At 68.5% G+C, this 23622-nt stretch carries 21 protein-coding genes and 3 pseudogenes; 11 read left to right on the top strand and 13 right to left on the bottom strand.

The window, feature by feature from the left end; all coding sequences use genetic code 11:
- Positions 1–293: 293 nt before the first annotated feature.
- Positions 294–3494 carry a hypothetical protein gene (locus tag ABZT03_RS37520; RefSeq protein ID WP_356047767.1) on the bottom strand — a complete coding sequence of 1067 codons (3201 nt, stop codon included), beginning with the start codon at positions 3492–3494 and terminating at the stop codon, positions 294–296.
- A gap of 91 nt (positions 3495–3585) precedes the next feature.
- Here ABZT03_RS37520 and ABZT03_RS37515 point away from each other — a divergent pair, with 91 nt between their 5' ends.
- The 6 genes and pseudogenes from ABZT03_RS37515 to ABZT03_RS37490 all read left to right on the top strand — a co-directional run bounded on the left by ABZT03_RS37515 (position 3586) and on the right by ABZT03_RS37490 (position 7874).
- Positions 3586–3780, top strand: a complete 195-nt coding sequence (locus ABZT03_RS37515) for a hypothetical protein (RefSeq protein ID WP_307680669.1) — start codon at positions 3586–3588, stop codon at positions 3778–3780.
- A gap of 196 nt (positions 3781–3976) precedes the next feature.
- Positions 3977–4330, top strand: coding sequence for an antibiotic biosynthesis monooxygenase (locus tag ABZT03_RS37510; RefSeq protein ID WP_356047765.1), 354 nt, complete (start codon positions 3977–3979; stop codon positions 4328–4330).
- Between the two features lie 79 nt (positions 4331–4409).
- Positions 4410–5545 (top strand): annotated as a pseudogene (locus ABZT03_RS37505) (IS630 family transposase).
- Between the two features lie 511 nt (positions 5546–6056).
- Positions 6057–6692 (top strand): DUF6417 family protein, encoded by a 636-nt coding sequence (locus ABZT03_RS37500; protein ID WP_356047763.1) that lies wholly within the window; start codon positions 6057–6059, stop codon positions 6690–6692.
- A 120-nt stretch (positions 6693–6812) separates the two neighbouring features.
- Positions 6813–6995 carry a hypothetical protein gene (locus tag ABZT03_RS37495; RefSeq protein ID WP_356047761.1) on the top strand — a complete coding sequence of 61 codons (183 nt, stop codon included), beginning with the start codon at positions 6813–6815 and terminating at the stop codon, positions 6993–6995.
- A gap of 666 nt (positions 6996–7661) precedes the next feature.
- Positions 7662–7874 carry a hypothetical protein gene (locus ABZT03_RS37490; protein WP_356047769.1) on the top strand — a complete coding sequence of 71 codons (213 nt, stop codon included), beginning with the start codon at positions 7662–7664 and terminating at the stop codon, positions 7872–7874.
- Positions 7875–7916: 42 nt separating this feature from the next.
- Here the strand turns inward: ABZT03_RS37490 and ABZT03_RS37485 are convergent, their stop codons facing one another.
- The 9 genes and pseudogenes from ABZT03_RS37485 to ABZT03_RS37445 form a co-directional block, all read right to left on the bottom strand.
- Positions 7917–8567 carry a hypothetical protein gene (locus ABZT03_RS37485; protein ID WP_356047759.1) on the bottom strand — a complete coding sequence of 217 codons (651 nt, stop codon included), beginning with the start codon at positions 8565–8567 and terminating at the stop codon, positions 7917–7919.
- A gap of 434 nt (positions 8568–9001) precedes the next feature.
- Entirely contained in the window at positions 9002–9574 is a 573-nt protein-coding gene (locus ABZT03_RS37480) for a hypothetical protein (protein WP_356047757.1), read from the bottom strand.
- The gene (locus tag ABZT03_RS37475) at positions 9574–12123 is read right to left on the bottom strand and encodes a type II toxin-antitoxin system prevent-host-death family antitoxin (protein WP_356047755.1); all 2550 of its coding nucleotides are present in this window, start codon (positions 12121–12123) and stop codon (positions 9574–9576) included. The genes ABZT03_RS37480 and ABZT03_RS37475 overlap by 1 nt, the downstream gene beginning before the upstream one ends.
- Before the next feature lie 313 nt (positions 12124–12436).
- The gene (locus ABZT03_RS37470) at positions 12437–13012 is read right to left on the bottom strand and encodes a hypothetical protein (RefSeq protein WP_356047754.1); all 576 of its coding nucleotides are present in this window, start codon (positions 13010–13012) and stop codon (positions 12437–12439) included.
- A gap of 503 nt (positions 13013–13515) precedes the next feature.
- Entirely contained in the window at positions 13516–15132 is a 1617-nt protein-coding gene (locus tag ABZT03_RS37465) for a hypothetical protein (protein ID WP_356047752.1), read from the bottom strand.
- Between the two features lie 245 nt (positions 15133–15377).
- On the bottom strand, positions 15378–15581 hold the full coding sequence (locus ABZT03_RS37460; RefSeq protein ID WP_354886188.1) for a cold-shock protein: 204 nt from the start codon (positions 15579–15581) through the stop codon (positions 15378–15380).
- Positions 15582–15807: 226 nt separating this feature from the next.
- Positions 15808–16591: pseudogene (locus tag ABZT03_RS37455) on the bottom strand (DNA-3-methyladenine glycosylase 2 family protein).
- Between the two features lie 134 nt (positions 16592–16725).
- Positions 16726–16848, bottom strand: a complete 123-nt coding sequence (locus ABZT03_RS37450) for a hypothetical protein (protein ID WP_356047751.1) — start codon at positions 16846–16848, stop codon at positions 16726–16728.
- Positions 16849–17099: 251 nt separating this feature from the next.
- The gene (locus ABZT03_RS37445) at positions 17100–17453 is read right to left on the bottom strand and encodes a hypothetical protein (protein ID WP_356047749.1); all 354 of its coding nucleotides are present in this window, start codon (positions 17451–17453) and stop codon (positions 17100–17102) included.
- Between ABZT03_RS37445 and ABZT03_RS37440 the strand changes: the two genes are divergently transcribed.
- Entirely contained in the window at positions 17437–17655 is a 219-nt protein-coding gene (locus ABZT03_RS37440; protein ID WP_356047747.1) for an IS3 family transposase, read from the top strand. The genes ABZT03_RS37445 and ABZT03_RS37440 overlap by 17 nt on opposite strands.
- Before the next feature lie 358 nt (positions 17656–18013).
- Here ABZT03_RS37440 and ABZT03_RS37435 read toward each other — a convergent pair whose 3' ends face one another.
- Entirely contained in the window at positions 18014–19126 is a 1113-nt protein-coding gene (locus ABZT03_RS37435) for a DNA alkylation repair protein (protein ID WP_356047746.1), read from the bottom strand.
- A 61-nt stretch (positions 19127–19187) separates the two neighbouring features.
- Positions 19188–19709, bottom strand: a complete 522-nt coding sequence (locus ABZT03_RS37430) for a helix-turn-helix domain-containing protein (protein ID WP_356047744.1) — start codon at positions 19707–19709, stop codon at positions 19188–19190.
- A 110-nt stretch (positions 19710–19819) separates the two neighbouring features.
- Here ABZT03_RS37430 and ABZT03_RS37425 point away from each other — a divergent pair, with 110 nt between their 5' ends.
- A complete protein-coding gene (locus ABZT03_RS37425) occupies positions 19820–20614 on the top strand; it encodes an SDR family oxidoreductase (protein WP_356047743.1) in 795 nt (264 codons plus the stop codon).
- A gap of 22 nt (positions 20615–20636) precedes the next feature.
- On the top strand, positions 20637–20996 hold the full coding sequence (locus tag ABZT03_RS37420) for a nuclear transport factor 2 family protein (RefSeq protein WP_356047741.1): 360 nt from the start codon (positions 20637–20639) through the stop codon (positions 20994–20996).
- A gap of 316 nt (positions 20997–21312) precedes the next feature.
- Here ABZT03_RS37420 and ABZT03_RS37415 read toward each other — a convergent pair whose 3' ends face one another.
- Positions 21313–22209: an aldo/keto reductase gene (locus tag ABZT03_RS37415; RefSeq protein WP_356047739.1), complete on the bottom strand. Its 897-nt coding sequence runs from the start codon at positions 22207–22209 to the stop codon at positions 21313–21315.
- A 466-nt stretch (positions 22210–22675) separates the two neighbouring features.
- Between ABZT03_RS37415 and ABZT03_RS37410 the strand changes: the two are divergent.
- Together ABZT03_RS37410 and ABZT03_RS37405 are read left to right on the top strand one after the other, a co-directional pair.
- A pseudogene (locus ABZT03_RS37410) lies at positions 22676–23086 on the top strand (DNA polymerase III subunit alpha); the annotation flags it as partial.
- A 68-nt stretch (positions 23087–23154) separates the two neighbouring features.
- The gene (locus ABZT03_RS37405; protein ID WP_356047738.1) at positions 23155–23457 is read left to right on the top strand and encodes a helix-turn-helix domain-containing protein; all 303 of its coding nucleotides are present in this window, start codon (positions 23155–23157) and stop codon (positions 23455–23457) included.
- Positions 23458–23622 lie beyond the last annotated feature (165 nt).

Raw genomic sequence — 23622 nt, 5'->3', positions numbered from 1 at the left:
CAGAAGCGCCTCGAAACTTCGCGAAGTACACCAGGGACACGATCGCAGGCACCACCGACAACAGCCCCGATCACAAGATCAGCGACAGAGCCGAAAAGCGTGAACGTCCACAAAGGGCAAGCCCCCTCGAGTGGTCCCGGCGCAAACCAATCCCCGGGGCCACTTGAAGACGTCCCGGAGACACAGGATCTTCATCAACTGGGGCCGCTGGAAGACGTCACGCCGGGGCCGCTGGACAACGTCACAGCCAGGGCAACCTTGTAACCGCATCGCCAATGCCGAAATGCGCTCCATCAGGGCCAGAACACGGGACATGGCCACGCTAGTGTAGGCGCGCCGTTCGGGTCCAGCCCATTGGGCCACAGTGCTGCGAGTTGTTTCACGATCAATGCACCGTGTGCGTGTGGGACATCATCAATTCCCTGGTCGGCGATCAGGCGGCAAAGCCTTTCAACGCTGTCCCGGGCCCCTGTCTTCGCCCGCAATGCGGCTAGGCCGGACAGGGCATATGGGTCGCCGTGGTCGGCGGCTTGCCGGGCGATGGCTTCGGCACCAGCCGGATCTCCGGCCTCCTCACGCCGCCAGGCCAAGTGGCGCAGGGCGAGGGTGTCGCCGTGGTCGGCGGCCTGCCGGGCCATCGTTTCGGCACCAGCCCGATCCCCAGCGTCCTCCCATACCTCGGCCAGGTAGCTCGCAGCGTCGGCGTCGCCGTAGTCGGCGGCTTGCCGGGCGATGGCTTCGGCACCAGACCAATCCCCAGCCTCCTTACGCATCTTGACCAGGTGGCTCGCAGCGAAAGTGTCGCCGTGCTCGGCGGCTTGCCGGGCGATGGCTTCGGCACCAGCCGGATCTCCGGCCTCCTCACGCCGCCAGGCCAGGCTGCACAGGCCTTTGGTGTCGCCGTGGTCGGCGGCCTGCCGGGCCATCGTTTCGGCACCAGCCCAATCCCCGGCCAACTCACGCCGCCAGGCCAAGTGGCGCAGGGCGAGGGTGTCGCCGTGGTCGGCGGCCTGCCGGGCCATCGTTTCGGCACCAGTGCGATCCCCAGCCTCCTCACGCCATAGGGCCAGGCGGCCCAGGGCGAGGGTGTCGCCGTGCTCGGCGGCCTGCCGGGCGACGGCTTCGGCACCAGCCCGATCCCCCACCTTCCTTTCACGCAACAAGATCAGGCTGCGTAGAGAGTCGGTGTCGCCGTGGTCGGCGGCCTGCCGGTAGAGCCCGTCGGCACTATCCCAATCCCTTGCCTCGTCCCGCATCTCGGCTAAGTGCTTCAGGACGCTGGTGTCGCCTTGGTCGGCGGCCTGCCGGGCGATGGCTTCGGCACCAGACCGATCCTCAGTCGCCTCCAGCATCTCGACCAGCCGGTAGAGGGCGTCGGTGCTGCCGTGGGCGGCGGCCTGCCGGTAGAGCCCGTCGGCACTGTCCCTATCCCCGGCCGCCACATGCGCCCAGGCCAGGTCGCACAGGGCGGAGGTGTTGCCGTGGGCGGCGGCCTGCCGGGCGATGGCTTCGGCACCAGCCCAATCCCCTGCCTCCTTACGCGACCAGATCAGGCTGCGCAGAGCGTCGGTGTTGCCGTAGTCGGCGGCCTGCCGGTAGAGCCTCTCGGCACTGTCCCGATCGCCGACCAGGGACCGCATGTCGGCCAACTGCTTCAGGCCCCTGGTGTCGCCGTGGTCGGCTGCCTGCCGGGCAATGGTTTCGGCACCGGCTCGGTTCTCAGCCGACTCCTGACGTATGACCAGGTCGAACATGGCGGAGGTGTCGCCTTGGTCGGCGGCCTGCTGGTAGAACCTCTCAGCACTGTCCCGATCCCCAGCCATGAGCCGCAGCTGGGCCAGGCGGTGGAGCACTCCGGTGGCGCCGTGGTCGGCGGCGTGCCGGGCCATGGTTTCGGCACCAGCCCGATCCCCAGTCGCATCCAGCATCTCGACCACCCAGTAGAGGGCGTCGGTGCTGCCGTGGATGGCAGCGCGGTGGTAAAGGTGGTAGGCCCACTCCAGCCGGTGTCGGACCTTGGCTGCGTGAGCAAGGTTGTTCAGGTCGTCGGGGTGGCTGATGTGGGTGTGGGCGGCGTGCCAAAAGGAAGCATGCGGGCACAGTCTCCGGCGGGTAGTGCGGCCGTGTTGTTCGAGGTAGTCAGCGAGCCGGAACACCGCTCCCGCAGGTTGCTGGCGCAGGGCGTCGTCAGGAGAGGACGGCGTGGATGGGCGTCGCTCGGGCCTGGGAGTTATGCGGCGTAAGGGAGCTTGCTTGCCGTGGACCGGTTCAGCGAGTTCTGCGAATGCCTGTTCAGACCAGTTCTCGGCGAGTTGGCCGTAATCGTTTTCGTTGAGGTAGTCAGTGGCGGCGTCGACGAGGAAGGCCTGGGAGATGCGGAGGCCAACTCCGAGGCGCCGTGCATCCATCGCCGCCTCGAGGACGGCCCTGGCGGCTGGCGTTGCATGCTCGTAGCGCTTGATGAGTTCGGGAGCGCCGGCGAGGTCCTGTGTCACCCGCCCGTCGCTGGCAGCGCGGGTAAGTGCATCGGCCAGTAAGGCCTCTCCAGCCTGAGCGAGGGTGGTAGCGGTGGCCAGAGCCTCGGCGTCAAAGGCGTCCGGGACGGTGAGGGTGTGTCCAGAGAGCAGCTCCCGCACCCGACTGTGCCGGTCCTCCTCGCCTGCAGAGGGCAGGGCGGCGTACTGGGAGGCGTACTCGGGCCAAAGAGTCCCCAGCACCAGCACGGGACCACGTTCTCGGTCGGTAAGGAGACTGTGCACGGCAGCAGCGATCCGCTCACCAGCTGCACGGCCGCCTAGGTAGTGCTGGGACTCGTTCAGCCACACCACCGTGTGAGGCTGGACACGGTGCAGGTCTTCGAGGGCGGCTTCGGCGCGGGTCGGGTCAAAGGGATGCCACAGCCACCACCTCTTGTCCGCGAGAGGCTGCACGGCCTCCCAGCACGCCCGCGTCTTCCCGGTTGACGAACCGCCCACCAGCACCACGATTCGGCTATGGCCGTCGCACGCATCGGATACCGCTTTCGCAAGGACATGATCGTGGTGTCGTCGCACGTATCCAGGCAAGGCTCGCCGGCCCGGTGACACTGCGTGGTGTACGGATGCAGGGCTGGCGGGATGGACTTCCAGATCGTGCGGCTCCCATTGGTGGATCGGCTTGCCCGGTGCTGACCCGCCGCCCCTCCGCCGTGGTTTGATCGCGGCTCGGCGCAGTGCCAACAGTTCGTCGGCGGGCAACTTCAGCGTCCTAGCCAGTGCCGTGACCGTGTGTTCCGTAGGCACCGGACCGTCTTCGCCAAACACTGCCTGCACGGTCCCGCGCGAGAGGCCTGCCAGGTCGGCAAGATGTTTTTTGCCCGTCAGAGCGGAGTGGGCCAGGGCATTCGCCAGCCTCCGGCGCAGCTCATCCAGCGGTTCTTTGCTTGTCTGGCCGTCCCACTCGCCGCCCGCTTGCGCCCCATGCACCTGTCCGTCCCCCGGCCGTGCTGTGTTCACCGCTGTTCATTCTCGTTCTACTGAACTCTGGTGCACACCCCTTCCGGAACTCTCGATCGCGTCAACAACCCATCTGGTAGGGGAGCTTGCCGTGGCCGTCGTCGTACTTTTCACCACCGCACTCGTGATCATCGTCGCGCTGATGACCGCCGCCGGCGCGGGCAAGCTCGCACGCATGGATGGGGCGACTTATCCCGCCGCCCTCAATCGTGCCGCCGCTGCCTTCGCCGCAGTCATCACTGTCGCAGCCGCCGTAGCTGGTGCGTTCGCCGCCTTCCTTCGTTGAGCTAATGCCGCATCAGGCAACGTTCGCCCTGGTGTCCCCCACCCCCTGCACCGTTCTGTGAGCCGGCAGGATACTGGCCGTTGCCGGAAGGTGGAGGGAGAGCTCGTACGGCTTCGGTCAAGAACCCCGATCCGTCATGTATCCCGGTCAGGAAAGACGCTGGATCGTTGGGCACGTCCCGCCTTACGGTGACGCCATGAGCGATCACCCGGAAGCGTCTGTCACGCCCGTCGAAGCCTATGAACCCCCCTACTACGTAGCTGTCTTCACTACAGTGCGAGCCCAGGAACAGAGCGGCTACAGCGAGACCAACGCCCGCATGGAAAACCTGGTGAAGGACGTCCCGGGGTTCCTGGGGATGGACCACGCACAGACTCCTGGCGGGCTGGGCATCACCGTCGGGTACTTCCGGAACGCCGACGCTCTCATGGAGTGGCGGACCAACGCCGAGCATCGAGCAGCGCAAAAGCGTGGGCAAGCCGAGTGGTACCAGAGCTACACGCTGCACGTGGCGAAAGTGGAACGGAGCCACGGGTTCATGCGAGCGTAGGTTCTGCGAAGCCCGACAGCAGGCTGACCACCGAAGTCGCCTCCTGGTGCGGCAAGCGCCGTCCCGCCAAGCTGCCCGGGTGGCGATACGAGTGCAGGTCCGTGAGATCGATGATGACGAGGGCCGGCGGCTGCTGCGGATCATCCGCAGGGGTGCCGGGTCGGTGGTGACCTGGCGGCGGGCCCAGATGGTGCTGCTGTCCGCGCAGGGCATGCCTGTGGCGAGGATCGCCGAGGTGTCGTTCACCAGCGACGACCGCGTTCGGGATGTGATCCACAACTTCAACACCGACGGCTTCGCCTCGCTGTATCCGAAGTATTCCGGCGGCCGGCCGAGAACCTTCACGCTGCCCGAGCGCCGCGAGATCAAGAAGATCGCGAAGTCGAAGCCCACCGAGCACGACCTGCCGTTCTCGACCTGGAGTCTGCCCAAGCTGGCCAACTTCCTGGTAGCAGAGGGGGTGGTCGACGACATCAGCCACGAGGGCCTGCGCATCCTGCTCCGCGAGGAAGGGGTCTCCTTTCAACGCCTGAAGACCTGGAAGACCTCCCGCGACCCCGACTACGCCGCCAAGAAGGCCCGCGTCGAACACCTCTACGCGATCGCCGACGGCGAGGTCATACCCGAGGACGGCGAACCCGAAGTCATCTTCTGCATGGACGAGTTCGGTCCCCTCAACCTGATGCCGCACCCGGGCCGGCAGTGGGCCGAACAGGGAGGCAAGCACAAGAACCCCGACCGTGAGCCACGCCGCAGGCGGCGGGCGACCTACAACCGCTACGGCGGAGTGCGGCATCTATTCGCAGCCCTGGGGACCTGGGCAAGAACAGGCTTTACGGCCACATCAAGCCGGTCAAGAGGCGAACGCAGTTCCTGGAGTTCTGCCGCTACCTGCGCAGCCTCTACCCACCCGCGGTCCGGATCGCGATCGTCAGTGACAACTTTTCCCCGCACCTGACCACGAAAAAATGCCAGCGCGTCGGCACCTGGGCTGCGGCGAACAACGTCGAGATGGCCTACACCCCAACCAACAGCTCCTGGCTGAACCGGATCGAGGCTCAGTTCACCGCCCTGCGCTACTTCACCCTCGACGGCACCGACCACGCCGACCACAAAGAGCAGGGCAGCATGATCCGCCGCTACATCATCTGGAGAAACCGCCACGCCGACGATCGGCGCCTACGCGCCGTCGTCGACAGGGCGAACGTTGCCTGATGCGGCACTAGCTGCCGTGGGCCGGCCGGAGGCGCCGGTGCCCCAAAGAGTCCAGGTGCGGCCCAGCCCTGCGAGCAGCACGAGGGACAGACACACGATGAGGACCGTCCGCCGGCGCGAGGAGGGTGGTGTCCTGGGTCGGACGGGTGACGGTGGGCTGGACGCCATGTACGAGGACCTTTCCGTGGCGGCAGGCCATTCCGTTGTGCGGGACGAGCCGTGCGTTCGGATCTCGCGCGCACGCGAGATGACGTTCCCAAGACCTGCCGGAACGCCTCATGGTTGTGCTCCCGACAACCTCGGCGACAACGCCACGTCTGGTCGCGCCACGCCATCCCCGGCCGCGTGGCGCTACGGGCGCCCTCGGCTGGAACCGTCGGGCATGCCCCGACCCGCCCCCGGTTTCGTTTCTTGCCGGCGCGGGGGCTGCCACTTGGCCCGCGGCCGTCCTTCTCGCTGTTCAGGCTCGTTGGACTGAGGGAGACGACGCCGGACGCTTGCGAGGTGACCGATGAGCGGCAGGAAGACCAAGCTGGACGTGTTGCGGTTGCTGGCCGAGCTGGAGGAGCAGGCCCGGCACGGTTGGATTCTGCCCGGGGATCTGCCGGCCGGCCGCCGCCCGGCGGTGGAGGCCGCCGTGCGGCAGGGACTGGCCGAGGTCGCGGACCGTGAGATGCGTGCCGAACTGTCCGCCTACGAAGGCAAGCCCGTTCTATGGGCGGCCCGCCTGAGCCCGCACGGCCATGACGCCCTGGAATATGGGGCCGCCAGCCCAACTCCCGCGGATCACCCGGGCCTTCCTGTAGCTGGTGAACAGGCGATCGGGCTGCGTCCTGCGCAGATGGACGCGCTGCGCGTGTACCTGAGCCTCGGCACGCGGCTGCGGATCCCGCCGGCTGACGGACTGACCGAACGGGTCCGGACAGCGTACTTCGACCGCCCGGGCAACCGGTGGCGCCTGTGTCTGAACACCGACCAGATCGATTCGGTGGCCTACGCGTTCTACCTGCGCTCCCTCACCGGCTCCGATCTCGAGGCCAACACTTTCCGCCGCGATCACGGAATCGTCTACCGAGTGGACGCATCCTCAGGCAAGCCGAGCCCTGCGGTCCAGCCGGCCGGCCCAGTAGCTGACAGGCCTCAGTGAGGGCGGTTCCACACACGAACAGGGATGCGGAACCACCCTCGGAATGCCTACAGGACGTATCCGCAGGCGGGGAGATGGCGAGAGGCGCAGTACCTCTGCCCAACTACTGAACGTGATCTCGTGAGGTCGCTCGGCCTGACGGCGCTCAGCACCAGCGACCGCGGCCCCAGGTCGAAGCTGGTTGTCACCATCACCGCCGCGCCGGCCATGGGCCGCAGAAAACGCCAGAACCTGCTGCGGGAGGCACTGGTGTTCATGGCCCGCCAGTTCGGGTACGTCGACGCGGAGGCGGATCTGCTGTAGGCGAGGGCGTCCTGGGCGATGCGCTCGAGCACGATCGCCGGCGAACCCTCGTACCGATGCGACTCATATCGTCCCGGCGTTCGCCCCCATCGAACGTCTCGTGACACACCGGTTACGACCGTCACAGTCCGATCCAAGGACAGCCCACACACGCCGCTCAGCGGTGCATGATCGCCTCTCCCGATCACCGAGGGGGACGTTCATGCTCACCACCTTCCGAGGCGCTGTGGCCGCAGCCGTCATGGCCGGCGCGCTCCTGACACCCGTGGCCGTTGCGACCGACGCCGCGGCAGCCTCATGCGCCCGGCACACCACCGGCGTCTGCAAGGCCAACTCCTCCCATCCCCGCGGCGCGACCGCACAGTGCAAGGACAACACCTACTCCTACAGCGCCCATTTCCGAGTAGCTGCTCTCACCACCGAGGCGTCAAGTACTGGTACCGGTAGGCAGACAGACGCCACGGCGCCGCCCGACCGCTGCCGGCGCCGTGGCCAGCCGCCCATGAGCCGCACTTCACGGATTGTGCTGCTCCGGGGCCTATCTCCCACCTACAGTGCTGAACCACGATGGTCCGGGGGCGAGCGCGGGGGCACGGGTATGGCGCGGGTTGTGGCGGTGCACGGCATCGGCAAGCAGACGCTGGGCGAGGACACGCTGCACCGGCAGTGGTTACCGGCCCTGAACGACGGCCTCGCCCGGGCAGATCGCGCGGAGCGCCTGTCGGAGTCGGATGTGGCGGTGCCACCGGCGCGGTCGAGGGCGCCTGCCGCCACCTGATCGCCGACCGCCTCGACCTCTACTGGCGCTACCACGCCGCCCGCGAACACGAACGCCTCTACCCCGCACCCGACCAGCGGAACTACGTCCCCATCGCCTGATCTAGGCGGTCGTCCGAAACGAACTGCACCCCACCGCCGGTCCTATTCGAGGCGACGGTGGCCGAGAGCGCGCGCGAGCTCACCGACCGGCGCCAGTATGTGTCCGCCATCGCCCGCGCACCACCACACGGCCGCACCATCCCGCTCCGAGCCGTGGACGCCGAGGTGATGCCGGGGGCACACCGGCCAGACCTGCCAGGTCCATTCGAGCAGGCTCTCCTGGATCATGATCGCCAGGCTGGTCAGTGCCATGGCCGGGTCGTAGCACATGTTCGGCAGGACGGGGCCGCACCAGTTGAGCCGTTCGCCATCGGCAAGGCGGACACCGGCTCCCACCGGGAACCAGTCCTCCAGGATCTCGATCTCCGGTTCACCCTCAATCCCGCGCGTGGGCAGATCGCGGGCCACGATTCGCAGCGCGGCGCGCAACGTCTCCAAACGCTCGGGGGCGAGGTCGAAGCCGGGATCGAAGCCCACGTCGTCCAGGACGCGCCGGGCCAGGGCGGTCATCTCCGCCTGCGGGACCTCGGCCGGATTCCGCTCGACAACCTCCAGGACGGCGTCGGTGCTGTGGAACCAGTCGAGCAGTTCGCACGCGAGGGCGACGACGTCCTGAGGGTCGAGACTGTCCTCACGCAGGCCGAGGTAGACCCTTCGCATCAACTGCTCAGTAACCGCTTCGTACTCAGCCATGACGTTGCTCACCGGCCCAGTATCCGTACGTGGCGCGGTTCCCCGCCGGATGATCTTCCGGCAAGCCGCCTGACGCATTCACCAGCGGAACTACGACCTCACCACTTGATCGCGGCCGTCACTCGAAAGGAACTGCACCGCACCCCTCTGAGGTCGGGGAAGCTTGTGCAGAGTCTGATCGCTCCCTCATGCCGGGTGGCGGCGTTGACGGGCGACGGTGGACTGGTCCTGGCGCTGGGGTCCGATGTGGCGGTGCTGCGGCGTACCCAGGCCCGGACCGTGAGCCGCTGACCGCGTACCGGAGTCGCCACCACCTGCACCTCTGCCCCTGACTGCTGGTGCAGGCGGCCAGGGGACGGCTGGGTTGGCGTAGACCAGGGTTGTCGATCCAACGGCCGCCATCGGCGGTCGTTGGTCATGCTGCTGTGGGCTGGTTACCTGAGTTCGACGGTGTATGAGCTTCCGCTGAATTCCCAGCCGTCGGTGCCTTCGCCGATGTCCGCAATGATGATTTCGTCGATGAAGCGGTCTTCGAGGTCGTCGTCGCGCAGGTCGCCGGCGAGCCACAGGGTCTCGATGTCGGTCCAGTCGCCGCGGCTGGCGTCGATGCGCAGGGGGGCGGCGCGGCGGTTGCCGCGTTCGCGTTCGTCCGCGCCGGTTTTGACGAGGCCGCTGATTTCGTACTGGCCGTTCTTGACGGTGTCGGTGAGGGGTTCGGCGGGGACGATGGCGACGTTCTCATAGGCGGTGTGGATGAGGTCCCGGTAGCTGCGGCGCACGTTGTACTCGGGGTCCGACAGCCACTTGAAGAGGGTGTCGGGGCGGACATCGAGGCCGGCCGATTCGAGGGCCTCGTAGCCGCGGCGGGTGCCGGTGAGCTGGCTGAGCTGGGCGTGCCAGTGTTTGGCGCTGTAGGTGGACAGGCGGTGGCGTGGGGTGACCTGCGTACGGAAGAGGTCGTTGAGGGCGGCGCCGAGGGATCTGCCGCGGCCGGTGGGGCCGGCCATCAGTCGTCACCTTCGGGGATGAAGGTGCCGGGCTGGATGAACTTGGCCTTCACTTCGCCGAACCCGGTGCCGACCCGGTAGGTGTCGGGCGCCGTCTGGTCGGGGACCCAGAAGATGGCGGCGTCGACGTTGCGCAGGGCGATGAGGGTGTGGCCGGCCTGGACGGCCTTGAAGGCGCTGAACCAGTGGCGGACGGAGGCTTCGGCGACCATGCTCATGCGCCAGTCCGGCCGCCAGAACGGGGAGCGCGACTCCGGGCGCTTGGGCCACAGCAGACGCAACGCGATCGACAGGCGGGTCTTGTACTTCTTGTACGGTTCGCCGCCGGCCTGGATCAGCTCGGTGCGGGCCTCTTTGGTGGCTTGGTAGAACGGCTTGAACAGGGACTCGTTGGCCTTGCCCGTCCACGAGTCGTGGATGGTCACCGGGTCGGTGAGGTGGCCGTCGCGGTGCAGGCGTTCGAGCATCTTGACGTGCGGGGTCGTCACCCACACCCGGCCCTGCTCGTCGGACCGGTCGGCGAGCCGGCCGAGCGGGTGCGGCATGCCCGCGAATTCCCATGCCGGGACGTCGATCTGGTAGATGCCGGCCTGGCTCTTGTCGAAAACGTCCAGAGGCCCGGTGTGCAGGAGCTTGTTCGGGGCCAGTGGGACCGCGGAGCAGGCGGAGGGGAAGGAGCCGTTGCGGTCGATCAGGCACATCAGGCCGTCCCCGAACGAGGCGGGCATGTCGAGCTGATCGCGCCGCACACGCTTGCCGTTGCGCTCGTGGGCGACGCGGGTGCTGGTGACGTCGGGGTGGACCCAGCCGGGCTCACCGTCCATGTCCTCACTGATCAACGGCCACGGCCCGGCCTCCCGCTCCTCGGTACGGATGACCGGGATCGGATGCATCTTCGACCGGCCCACCGCCTCCTTCAGGATCCGCAGAGCCGGGAAGACGGCCCCCTCCGGCTCGTCTTCCTCATCACCCGGGACCAGGCCGTCATCGTCATCCCGCCTCACGCCCTCCCCCGCCTCGCCGACCGGTGCGTCGACCATGTCGGCCGGAACGGGGGCAGCCGCCGGAGTCGGCGTGGGGGTGTTGTAGGCGTGCAGTGCTGCGGCGAGACGACGGCCTTCGGGGCTGTCGGGCGTCTGCAGCCCGGTCGCGGCCAGCTCCCTGAGCGGGGCGTGGAGGTCGTCGAGGTCCTTCACATGCCCGCCCGCGAGTGCGGAGCGCAGCGCCGCGAGGAGGCGAGTCGCCTCTGCGGGCAGTCCCTTGACGGCGCCCGAGGTGAACGGCAGCGCCGCGTCGCCGAGTTCACGGTCGGCCACGGTGCCCAGGTCCACGCTGTCCGGGAGCTCCTCGGCGGCCGCACTCGTACCGGTGGTCGACGCTGGGGCGGAGCCGACCGGGGTGGGGCGGGGGGTGGTGTCGAGGAAGCGGGCGTGGGCGAGGTCGGGGCGCAGGCTGGTGGTGGCGATGATGCCCAGGTCGCGTTCGGCGACGGTCACGGACGTCGTGGGCTGGCCGGGCGTGTTGGTGAAAGTGAGGATGACGTCGGCGTCCAACAGGTTCACGACGGCCGGGTCGTCGGTGTCCACAACGGCGAGGACCGGCACGTTCTGCGAGCGGGCCAACTCCCTCAACACCTGGCTCGCCTCGGGCAAATGCTCGCCGGACAGCGGAAGGCGCGGGTTGCGAGCCCGCTGCAGCCGGTCCACGACCACGAGCGCCAGGCCGCCATCGAGCGGCGCCATGTCCGCAGCGGTGTCGGCGATGGCCTCGGCGGTCAGGTCGCTGCCGTCGTCGATGAGTAGCGGTGCGTGGCGCAGCCGTTCGACGACCCGCTGCTCGTCGTCGGTGAGGGCGCCGGTCTTGAGGCGGGCGTAGTCGCCGCCGGCCTCCGCGGCGATGATGCGGCGCGTGATGTCGGCACTGCTGGGGCCCGACGCGGCATACAGGACACGGGCACTGCGGGCGAGCGCGGCGCGGGCCGCGGCGAGGCCGATCAGGCTCCCGCCCACCTGAGGTTGGGCCGCGACCAGGATCAGGCGCCCCGGGTGCAGCCCGCCGGTCGCCTCGTCCAGACGCGCGAGACCGAAGGACAGGCCGGGAGCGGTACCGGTGGCGAGGACGGCACCGATGGCGTCGCCGAGGGTGGCGAGGCGGCGACCGCGCTCACGGGTGGGAGTGGGCTGGCTGGTCACCGCACCTCCTGCGGTCGCCGCACCTTCTGGCGCGGCCATGTCGGGTGAGAGGGCAATCTCGTTGGGGTCAGCGGGGATCAGCACCGCGACGGGCGTACTGTTCCGGCGCAGGACTTGAGGCTCGCCGCTGGCCGCCCGGCTGATCAGGGTGCCGAAGTCCTTCTGCGCCGCACTGAGCGTCCAGGTGGGGAAGGCGCCAGCCTTCCGGGCCGCCGGAAACCGGTCCAGCGGGGCCAGCAGAACCCGCTCGACCCGCTTGTTGCCCGACTTGTGGATCAGCGTGGTGATTCCATCGTCCACTGCGCTCTTGACCAGACCGTAAAGATCCCTGCGGGCGTCACTGGCGGACTTCGGCATCTGCGCCCCTGTTGGCTGCCCCACACGCCCTCCCGATGCTGAACTCCCCCACACAATACCAGAAATAACACTCTCATTTGGGCAAAGTCACACACCGGAAGGGTTAAAGTCACTAATTAAGTGCGCACGACCTGAGTCTATGCTCAGCGGAAGGACTATGGAGAGTTCGTTGTCGGTGACAATCCACGCGCCGCGGGTGGTGAGCCTGGAAGGATGCATGGATGCGTCCCAGGTCACCGGGCGGCGCCGTGCGGCCGGTGATCCTGCTCTTGAGTAACTCTCTGCGAGGCAACGTTCGAGACTAGCGGTCAAGTCAGGGGCGCAATCGGGCAAGTTCGTCCGCGCGGCGATGGTCTTTGGGACGGCCGAGGGAGCGCCGCATGTGGATCAGGTCGTCCAGAGCGGCGTAGCGGATGGTGAAGCCCGCCGGGTCGTGGACCCTCACCGCCCGGGCCAGGCAGGGAGCAACGTCCATCGCACCCCAGGACAGGGCCGGTGTACATAGGTCGCCGCTGACGCTGGCCACCTGGTAGGCCACTTGAGGACGATCGAGATCGGGCAGGTCTGTGCAGCCCACGATTGTCAGGGCGTCGCGCAGCGCGTGAGCCTGCTCAGACGTGCCGTCCCACAGCAGGTCGAGGTCGCCGGTCAGCTCCACCGAACCGTGCATGATCCCGGCGACCTGGCCTATGACCACCGCGTGCGAACCGGCCTCGTAAAGAGCCCGAAGGAAAGGGAACGGGTCGAAGCCGAGCGCACCGTCCGTGGCGAACGTGCCAGCGACGTCGTCGGCGTCCTCCAGGCCACGCCCCGTAGCAGTTCGTTCATATGTGGCGTCGTGAATACGCCTGACGGCCTGACGAAGTCGAACAGCAGCAGACTCACTCATTCAGCTCATTCAACAGCAACCACAGCAGCCTCCTTCGCCACTTCCCCTGACCCTGATCCTCCACAGGGGGCACCGATACCGAAGGTGATCAAGCTGAGAGCGTTGGGGGCCGGGGCCATCTCACGGCTCGGCTTCCGCTCACACCGCGCCCGCGGACGAGCGATCGCCCATACGCCCGACAGGGGCGCGGTGGCTACGCTCCCCCGCTGGACGCCTCGTTGTAGGCCAGGTGCCCGGAAGCGGAGTAGGCCGTGGCGAGAACTCCCGCGAGCTGCGCGGCCGTGAAGGACGAGCCGGCCTACCGCCGGCTCGTCCTCCTCATTCCGCCCTTCCTGCGCTGAGGCCTTGAGGAGGGTCAGAGCCGTCCGCATCTCCCCCGCGCAGCGAGTGAGGAAGCTGTAGATGCGGTAGGCCTCCAACGGGTATTCGATCGCCTGCTGCTGGAGGTCGGCATGGGATGCGCCGTCGGCTGGCGGAGGCCCATGCAGGGTTATTGGTGGTCGTCAGCCGTACAGCCACTGCTCCCAGGCTTCGCGGCCGGTCAAGGCGGCGGCAGGGATGCCCAATTCGCTCAGCGCGCCGGGGTACACACGCTCGTAGGCCGTGTTGTAGGAGCTGGCGAGCGCGGCGTCGCCCAGCAGCCATGGCGCGGGGGCGTGGTCGAGGTCGAGGACGGCGAAGGCGCCTTCGTAGCCAATGTGGCCGTGGAGGAGGCCACGCTCCAGCAGGGTGTGCCAGCCGCGCCCGACGCGCTCGACCTCGGTCATGCCCTTGGCGGTGTCGATGACGGAAGCGACGTCGAAGCGGCGAGGTGGGATGCGGGCATAGAGCTTCGCGATCATCCAGGGCAGGCCCAGGATCCGGAAAAGGTGGGTGCGGTGGGTGCCGTCGCTGGAGACGTTGTAGAGCGGTCCGGCCGGTCCGTTGATGACGCCGAGGGAGATTGCGGGTTCCTCGGCAAGGTGGTGGCGGAGGAAGGCGGCGAGCTGCTCGGGCTCGGTGGTGAGCAGTTCGCGGGCGGCGCGGGGTATCCAGCTGGGGCCGCGAGACGCCTCCAACCGGTCGAAGTCGCCCCAGACCGTATCGACGGCGTGCACGATGGCGTCGGTACGCACCCAGGCGGCGCTCTCGCTGAATGCCCAGTAGTGCTCCCGCTGGCGGTTGTAGAGGCCGAAATATGGCGACTGCGGCGCACTGGTCTGGAGCTGGGTGGTGGCCGCGCGCACCCGGTCGCTGATCTCGTGTTCGGGCCAGACCCGCTGGAGGTGGGTGATGGCGGCGACGGTGGTGTCGAGTGCGGCGCGGTCGGCATCGAAGGCGCGCAGGACATCCGCCCGATCGATGCCAGGTGGGTCATCGCCCGCGGCGGGGACTTCTGGCCGTTCGCCGTGCAAGGTCAGGGTGATCTGCGGGCGGTGGCGGCTGGTGGCCTCGAACGACTGTAGGGCTTGCTCGGCGGCGTCGGGGGTGGCGCTCCAGCCGCGCACGCAAAGACCGTCGTCGCGGTGCGCGGTCAGGGCGCCGTCGCTGTGCCACATCGCTGCCCAGGTGCCACCCGGCCGGTCGAGGTGCACGGGCCGGCGGGCGAGGTCGGCTTCAAGTCGCTGAAGGTCGCCGCGGCGCCGGGCACGGGCGAGCAGGCTCGGCGCAGGGCGCAGCACACCCGCCAGGAGTTCTTCGTCGAGCGGATACTCTGCACGCTCACCGTGCCATTCGTGCAGGAGCTCCCGTGCCTCGGTGATGCGGTGTGCGGCCTGTTCGGCTGTGTCGCGAAGTTCGTCGCCGTCAAGGTGTTGCTCGACGGCGGCTGCCGCGTGCCGGCCGGCCGCGGCCACCACCTGGTCCCACAGGAACAGCTCGTCGGTGGCCTGGTGCCACAGGTAGCCCTCGCGGGCGGACGCGTCCGACTCCTGGGCCGTGGTGAGGGACCGTACGATCCGGGCGCGTTCGGCGGGCGGCTGGCCGACGCCGCGGCGTACGGCGAACTGCAGCAGGATCGAGGTGAGGCGGCGGGAGAGGTGCGAGAGCCGGGGGCGGCCGTCCTTCGTGATGCACGTCTTCCTTCCCGACGCCGCGCACGTGGGGCATGTCCAGTCCAGTGCGTCCCAGTCGGCCGCCACGCATCGGTCCTCTCGTCGGCGATCACGTCAACCGCCCCTGAAATGGGGATGGTTGCAGTGTGACAGCGGGGACTGACACGGGAGCGCGGATATGCCGCGCTCGCAGGACCGGGCTGACAACTTCCCGGCGACCGCGGTCCGCGAAGAACGGAGGAGGGACCCGGCCGCGCCGGGCCCCTCCTTACGCGATGGGATTCAACCTGCTGCTCCGAGGGCCGCAGGAGTCCGCGGACTGACCATGCCGATCAGCTGCGGACGATGTTCTCGGCCTGGGGGCCCTTCTGGCCCTGGGTGACGTCGAACGTGACGTGCTCGCCCTCGTTCAGCTCGCGGTAGCCGTTGCCGGAGATGTTGGAGTAGTGGGCGAAGACGTCCGGGCCGCCGCCCTCCTGCTCGATGAAGCCGAAGCCCTTTTCGGAGTTGAACCACTTCACGGTGCCGCTGGCCATACTGCTGTCCTTCGAAATAACGCCGGGGCTCCCCCGGCTGAGCTGTGGCAGGTGCCCCTCCGTCACCGGAGTGCACCCGAATCCTGTTTTACCCCGCCCGTCCCACAGATCAACCTCCGGCGGCATCACGTCCTGGCAGCAGGCGCGGCACCGATGGCGGGGCGCGCGAAGATGATGCCGCAGAGCGCTGATATGTCCCCGGCGCCGGACGGCTCGTCTTCCCGGGTCATAGGTGTGCGATGCGGCTGTGGGGAGCTCGGTGTGCTCGTCGGTCAGGCAGCGGACCGCCGAGCAGGATGAGGCGAGCCGCGCGGTGACGCTGTCCCGGGTAGGGCGCAAGAAGCTGCAGCATCATTTCGTCGGTGCCGTCGCGGCGGCCGGTGAGGGCGTAGCCGATCTGGAAGGGCAGGTGGAGGTCGCCGAGGGTGAGGGCGTCCGGCGCGCCGAGGGTGCGCTGCAGGGTCTCCGCCGCGGTCCAGGGACCGATCCCGGGGAGGAGCTGGAGGCGGTTGATGGCGTCGGGCAGGGGCATGGCCGCGGCTTCTTCCAGGCCCGGGGCGTGGTGGCAGGCGCGCAGAATCGCCTCGGCTCGGGCGCGGTCGACGCCGGCGCGGTGCCACTCCCAGGACGGGATCATCCGCCACACCCGCGGGGCCGGGATGACCCGCATCCCGTGCGGTGCGGGCCCGGGCGGCTGTTCTCCGTAGCGGGCGAGGAGGCGGCGCCAGGCGTGGTGGGCGCTGCCGGTGGTGATCCGCTGCTCCAGCAGCGAGCAGGGGGGGGCAGGTGGCGCCCGGCCCCCACGCTTCCCCGACGATGACGCTCCCGTCGGCCGGGCTGACATGCTCGGTGATCTTCAAAGAGGCGGGGCCCTGGGGTGTGCGGCAGATGCGCCACCACGTGCCGTCCGTCTCCCGCCGGCAGGTCGGATCGCCCGCCCCGCGACGCAGCACCCGCAGTGTGCGGGCCAGGTCGTACGGCTCGGGCGGTACCCACATGCGGCGGGCCATGCCCCCACCCTAGGCCGCGCGCAGGACAGGCCGTAGGTCGCTCGACCTCCTTGTCAGGCGGCATTCGTCGCTGGCGGGGTGTCCCGTGCAGGGCACGGGACACCCCGGGAATGGGACGTGCGGTCCTGCGAGGACTACGGGGTGTAGTCGTTGAGGAGCCAGGCAGTGATGGCCCGGAGGACGCCTGAGACGGCACCGCTCAGGGCGGCGCGAGCCAGGGCCAGGCGCTCGCGGCGGGTCAGGGGTGTGCGGGACATGGGACCTCCACGGAAGAGGGTCAGCGGGTGGGCGGCCGGCCAGCTCGCTGTCCACGTTCAGCCCCGCACGAAGATCCACTCTCAGTTGCGACAGGACACCAAGCTCTGCCCGTATTGCGGCTGTTCAGCTCATGCCGGACGTGAGAGCCGGGCAGGATGGTGCGATGAGTCGCAACACCGGAGGCGCTTCCGCCAGGCGCCCGCGGGTGCTGGAGCGGGCGCGGGTGGGCTGGCCGCGCGCTCTGCGGGAGCTAAAGGACCTGTTGTTCGAGGTGTATCTGGAGGCGGGCGCACCGAGTCTGGACGAGATCGCCGGCGGCGTCGCCGACGATGACGCTCTCCGGGGAGCGCCGAGCCGGGACACTGTCCGCCGCTGCATCAGCGAAGCGTCCCTGCCCCCCAGCCAGGCCGATGTGGTGGCAGTTGCCGTGGTATTGGCCCGTCGTGCCGCGTGGGATACGCATGATCTGGCAGACCGGGTGCGTGGGTTGTGGGTCGAGGCCCGGATGGCCACAGGCGTGGGGCGGCCGGTCGGCGCGTTCGACGACCAACTCGTCCTGGCCGACCTGGAAGTCCACCCGTCCCTCGATGCCGGTAGCGCCCATGACCGGCTCGGTGCTTTACCGGCCTATGTCCCGCGGGAACTCGACACGCAGGCTGTTCTCCACGATGCGTCAGACGAGACTGGAGATCTTCCAGTGGCTCACGTACTACAACGTCCGCAGGCGCCACAGCGCCCTCAACTACCTCTCACCAGTCGAGTTCGAACAACAACAGAGAGCACGTAAACTCACACTCGCAGCATGAACCCCCGTGTCCACACTCCGGGGGACGCCTCACCCCGCTGAGTCCCCGTGCCCGTGGCCAGAGGGTTGTTCCCCCGTCGGGTGGTCTGTGGCCCCGTGAGCGACCCTGCGCAACCTGGCCATCGGCGCGCTGAAAAACCCTCGGAGCCGACAACATCGCCAAGACCACGCGAGCGATCCGCGACGAACCCTGACAAGCACTCCCCATCCTGGGCATCATCAACGATCCGGACGCTCACGGAACTTGATCAAGCCCTGCTCTCCTACGCCACCGCATCCCCCTCGGATAGCAGCACGCTCCTTCACCACCGAAAGTGAGACAGGGCCTAAATCCTGATAGCCCCTGGTGGACGCGGGGATTATTCAGCGGAGACGAGTTCGAAGGACACCTTGTTGTAGGGGTGTCCGTTGACCTGGAGCTGGACGGCATGCGTGCCTGAGTAGTAACGGCGTGTGCTGATGGGACGGAAGGAGTGGCTGCGCCCCAGCTCGGTCGTCTCGCCGGGAGACAGGGCGCGCTTGGCGAGTTTGAAGACCATGGGTGCCTGCTTGCCGTTGGCCTTCACATGGTGGACGACGTAGTCGATAGCCAGGGTGACCGGCTTGTCCGAGATGTTGGTGATGCGGCTGGTGAAGTCGAGTGTGCCGCCCAGGGGGATGCCGGTTCGCTCCAGGAGGGGGCCCTCCACCGTGAGGTCGGTGCGGTCGCCGTGGAAGCCGACCAGTTCCAGCGCCGCGGGGTTGCCCTGTTTGACGAGGGTGCGCATGGCGTGGCGGATCAGCGCGGGGCTGGTCGGTGCGGCGCCGTTCGCCCAGCGGGCAGCCTCGGCGGTGGCGAGATCGGGGTTGAGGCGGGAGATGTCGTTGAGGTGGTTGGCGACCGAGCGGCGCACGGTGTCGGAGGTGTCGGTGTGCAGCCGGTCGAGCAGGAGGAGGGTGGCGGCGGGGTTGCGGGTCAGCTCGGGGACCTGGCGGGCCCAGGGGAGTTTGGGACGGGTGCCCTCGCTGGCCAGCCGGCGCACCGCGGGGTCGGGGGAGGCGGTCCAGGCTGCTGCGGCGGCCAGCGTTCTGGACAGGTCCGCATTGAGGAAGGCCCGCAGCGCGAACTCGGCGGTGAGACGGGGGGTGAGCCGGGCGAGGAGGTCGAGTCCGTCGTCGAAGTCTGCATCGCAGGAGGATGCGGTGGCCGCGGACGCGACGGCCTCGGTGAGCGGCCAGACCATCCAGCCGGCGAGGTCGTCGCTGGTGAGGGCCGCGCGCGTCGCGTTGGCCAGGTGGGTGTAGTTGTGGCCGGCGTCGGCCAGGAGGGCCTCGCCGACCGCACGGGCCCGCTGGCTCAGGGAGAGCGGACCGAGGGTGGCCGCGCTGCCGGCCACGGTGCGCCAGCGGGAGGCGGTGGGGGACGTGCTGCGCAGGACGGCCGTCAGACCGCGGATGCTGTCGGGGCTGATCAGTTCGTCGGCGGTGGGCACGGAACCTCCGGGGAAGGGCGGGTCGAGCGGGTGCGGCTCGCGCGGCGGGGTGGCGTGTGCGTCAGCTGGTGCGGGCGGGTTCATCAGCGGTGGTCTCGGCGCTGCGGGCGTAGCGGGTTCGCATGGCGGGGCTGGCGAGGGGGCCGGCGGCGAAAACGTAGGCATGGCTGTCGTCGAGGCGGCGGCCCGTTGTGGCGTCGACGACCACGGGTTCGACTTCTTCGCCGCTCGTGGTGTCGATCAGGATCATGCTGCGCTGCTCGGGATCGAGGCGGGAGTTGCCCCACGCCGCCAACGTGATGATCACGGGGCGCAGGGAGCGTCCCAGGTCGGTCAGGACGTACTCGTTGCGGACGGGGTTGGTCTGGTAGGGACGGCGCTCCAGCAGGCCGTCCGCGACCAGCGTCTTGAGGCGTGCGGTGAGCATGCTGGTGGAGATGCCGAGGTTCTCCTGGAACTGATCGAAGCGGGTGTACCCGTCGAAGGCGTCGTGGAGGATCAGCAGCGTCCACCATTCGCCGACGTGCTGCACGGTCGTGGACAGCGGGCATTCGAAGTCTTCCGCCCTGATCCGGCTTGCCATGTTGACCACCTCTGCAGAGTTACTGCTAAAGTCGAAGTCGCTTGCTTCTATTTTAGCAGTAACGACGGATGCGCCCTCGCTTCAGCCCGCATCCGGGAACGGAACCCATCATGGCCACCCCCCTCAGCGAAACCGGCGACTCCCTGAAGGGTCGACGCGCCCTGGTCACCGGCGGCACGAAAGGCACCGGTGCGGCCGTCGCCCGGCGCCTGTCCCAAGCTGGCGCCACCGTGCTGGTCACCGCACGCAGCCGCCCGGAGGACATAGCCGCCTCGGACATCATCACCGCGGACCTGGCCGACCCCGAGGGGGCTGCTTCCGTGGTGGACGAGGCCCTCCGCCGCCTCGGCGGCGTCGACATCCTGGTCAACAACGTGGGCGGCTCCAGCGCCCCATCGGGCGGGTACGCGGCCCTGACCGAGGACCACTGGGCCAAGGAACTCAACATCAACCTCCTCGCCGCCGTCCGCCTGGACCGCGGCCTGCTGCCCGCCATGACCGAAGCCGGACACGGCGCCATCGTGCACGTCTCCTCGATCCAGCGCCGCATGCCGCTATGGGACGGCACCCTCGCCTACGCCGCCGCCAAGGCCGCCCTGACCACCTACAGCAAGGGCCTGGCCACCGAGGTCGCCCCGCTCGGCATCCGGGTCAACTCCGTCAGTCCCGGTTTCGTCCAGACCACCGCCGCCGACCAGCTCGTCGCCCGCATCGCGGAGAACGCCGGCACCACCCACGAAGCGGCACTGAAGCAGCTCATGGACTCCCTTGGTGGAATCCCGCTGGGCCGCCCCTCCCGTCCCGAGGAAGTTGCTGAACTCATCGCGTTCCTCGTCTCCGACCGCGCCTCCGCCATCGTCGGCGCCGAGTACGTCATCGACGGCGGCACCATCCCCACCGTCTGATCCCCCACCCCCCGGAGTCCTCATGTCCACCGACCAGCCCCAGACCATCGCTCCCGAGTCCCTGCCCGAGGCCATCACCGGCTTCCTGAGGGCCCACCGCGCCCACGACGCCGCCACGGCACTGAGCTTTCTCCGCCTGGACGCCACCGTGACCGACGAGGGCAAGACCCATCAGGGAGCCCCGGCGATCGGAGCCTGGATGACCCGCTCCGCCGGCGAGTACACGTACACGATCGAACTCATCGGCGCGCAGAAGGTCGATGCGGACCACTACGTCGCCACCCACCACCTGGAGGGCGACTTCCTGGGCGGCGTGGTGGACCTGCACTACCGCTTCTGCCTCGGCGACGGCCTCATCGAGGACCTGCGCATCGAGCCCTGACCCCCGCAAAGCCAACCCGGCGAACTCGCGGGGCCGGGCGGCATCCATGCAGGCACCGCCCGGCCCCGCTCCTTGGAGGGGTCCCATACTGGTGAGCTCGCGTATTCAACTGTCGCCAATTCTCCTCGCGCACCCAGGGGGTAGTGACTGTCAGCTTCCTTCTTGCGGGAACGAACTGAGTGTCGAGGTCGCGAAGCAGCGCCGAGAGCCCGGAAGCGCTCCCGCACGAGAGGTGCGGGAGCGCAGTATTTCGTGTTGTGATGACCCCCGATCTCAGCATCATGTGACCTCGGCCGGGCTCTGGACACATGCGTGCTCAGGCGGCGGCCTCGCCCGGCTCGTTGAGGAGGGCCAGCTCTTCCTCGGTCAGGCGAAGGGCGCCGGCGGCGATGTTTTCGGCGAGATGGGCAGGGTTGGTGGTGCCGGGAATGGCCAGCACGTGGGGTCCGCGGTGCAGGGTCCATGCCAGGCGAATCTGGGCAGGCGTCGCATCGTGGGCGCGGGCGACCGTGTAGACGCGTGCGTCCTGCTCCTGGGCGGCGGCCGCCTCGCGCCGCAGGCTGGCGATGGCGAAGAACGGGACGAAGGCGATGCCCTGCTCCTGGCACAGGTCCACCAGTCCGCTCTCCTCGGCGCGGCGCCAGTCCAGGCCATAGGAGTTCTGCACGCACACCACAGGCGCGATCGCCCGGGCCTCGGCGACGTGCTGCGGCCGGACGTTGGAGAGCCCAAGGTGCCTGATCAGGCCCGCCGCGCGCAGCTCGGCGAGGGCGCCGAAGTGCTCGGCGATCGAATCCATGCCGTCGCTTCGCAGGTTCACCACGTCCAGGTGGTCCCGACCGAGCTGGCGCAGGTTCTCCTGGACATGGCCGCGCAGCTGGTCGGGGCGGGCCATGGTGAGCCACTTGCCGGAAGGGTCGCGCTGCGGGCCGACCTTGGTTGCCACGACCACGTCGTTGCGCCAGGACGCGAGAGCCCGATTGATGAGCTCATTCGCGGAACGCAGAGGCGAGAAGTAGAAGGCCGCCGTGTCGATATGGTTGACGCCCTGCTCGAACGCGCTGTGCAGCAGCCGGACGGCGACATCGCGGTCGATGGGCGTACCGTCGGAGTTCCCCAGCATGCCGTTGCCGGTCAGCCGCATCGCGCCGAAGCCGACACGGTTCACCTCCAGGTCACCGAGCTTCCAGGTCCCTGCCGCCGCTGCGCCCACTGTGCTCCTTGACTCGCCGGCTTGTCAGGTTCCGGAGTATGGGGCGGCATCGGGGTGCTGCGACAGGTCGACAGGCTGGGCGAAACGTCACATCGGTATCGGGAACGAACCGTCACCGCACAGCCGTTGGACCTGCTGAGAGCGTTCGATCAGAACGTCGTTCTGGTACGGCCCCGTACTGGTTACTGGTGGGCTCGCCTGATCAACTGGCGCCAGTTCTCCCTGGGGTCCAGCCTGATGGTGACCGTAGGCGGTCACCTGCGGCGTACCGGCTCCAGGCGCCCCCGGCTTGAGCGCCGAGCTTGGCGGTGGTGACCTGGTGTTAACCGAGCGCGTCGGCGACGACGGGAGCGGGCATCTCCAGGACGTGCTCGCGGATCGAGGAGACCCGGCCGGCGACGGTGGGATTACGGCCCCTGAGTCGAACCGGATGCACTGCTGGGAAGGTCGTCATCGTGGGTGTCGCTCCCTGTTCCGGCCCGGACCCGTATCAGGTGGCATGCCAGCTTGGTATATCGCCGCCCGGCACGGCGCCGCTCCCCGCTACCCGCATCCGGGCCTGGAGCCGGTACTCAACGACACCTACGGAGTAGTGATCTGGCATGAGCAGATCATCGTGATTCTCGCAAAAACGACCGGCTGCGACCGGGCCACCGGCGACGTCGCCCGCCGCGCCCTCGCCGACCCCGACCGGCTACCGAAGGTGGAAAAGTGGTTTCGCCGTACCGCCAGCGAACGCGGATACCGCGCAGCTGCGCTGGACGAGGTGTGGGAGATCGTCTCGTCCTTTGGGGCCTACGGCTTTTGCAGGGCTCACGCCGTCGCGTTCGCCGTTCCCGCCCTGCAGTCCGCGTACCTGAAGGCGCACTTCGTGGCGTATCTGTCGGGCCACCGGTCCCGGCGATCGCGAACCTGATCGCCGGGCAGGAGGACACCGTCCGCGACGTGATCCACGCGTTCAACGAGATCGGCCTGCGCGCTCTGAGCCCTCAGTGGGCGGGAGGCCGATCTCGCCGCATCAGTGACGACGATGAAGCGTTCATCGTCGCGACGGCCAAGGCCCGCCCGAGCATACTCGGGTGGCCCTTCACGTGGTGGAGCCGGCGCATACTCGCCGACTACCTCACCACCGACGCCGATCGGCCAGTGGCCATCGGCCGGGAACGGCTGCGGCAGATCCTGCGCCGCAACGACGTCAGCTGGCAACGGACCCGCACACGGAAAGAGGCCAAGGACCCGGGCGGCTGACGGCAGGCGGTCAGCGGAGTTGTGCCGGTTCCTCGTCCGGGGTCAGGTGCATGAGGCGCCGGGAGTCGTCCCAGAGTTTGGCCGCGCGGCGCTCGTCGTAGGAGAGCTTGGCCGAGCGTACGGCCGACAGATTTCCCTCCTGGGCCTGGAAATACTTGCCGGAGG

It is taken from the genome of Streptomyces sp. NPDC005574 (assembly GCF_040605435.1).
Lineage (GTDB): Bacteria > Actinomycetota > Actinomycetes > Streptomycetales > Streptomycetaceae > Streptomyces.
The sequence above is the reverse complement of the archived record's forward strand: the minus strand, read 5'-3'. Positions and strand labels throughout refer to the sequence as shown.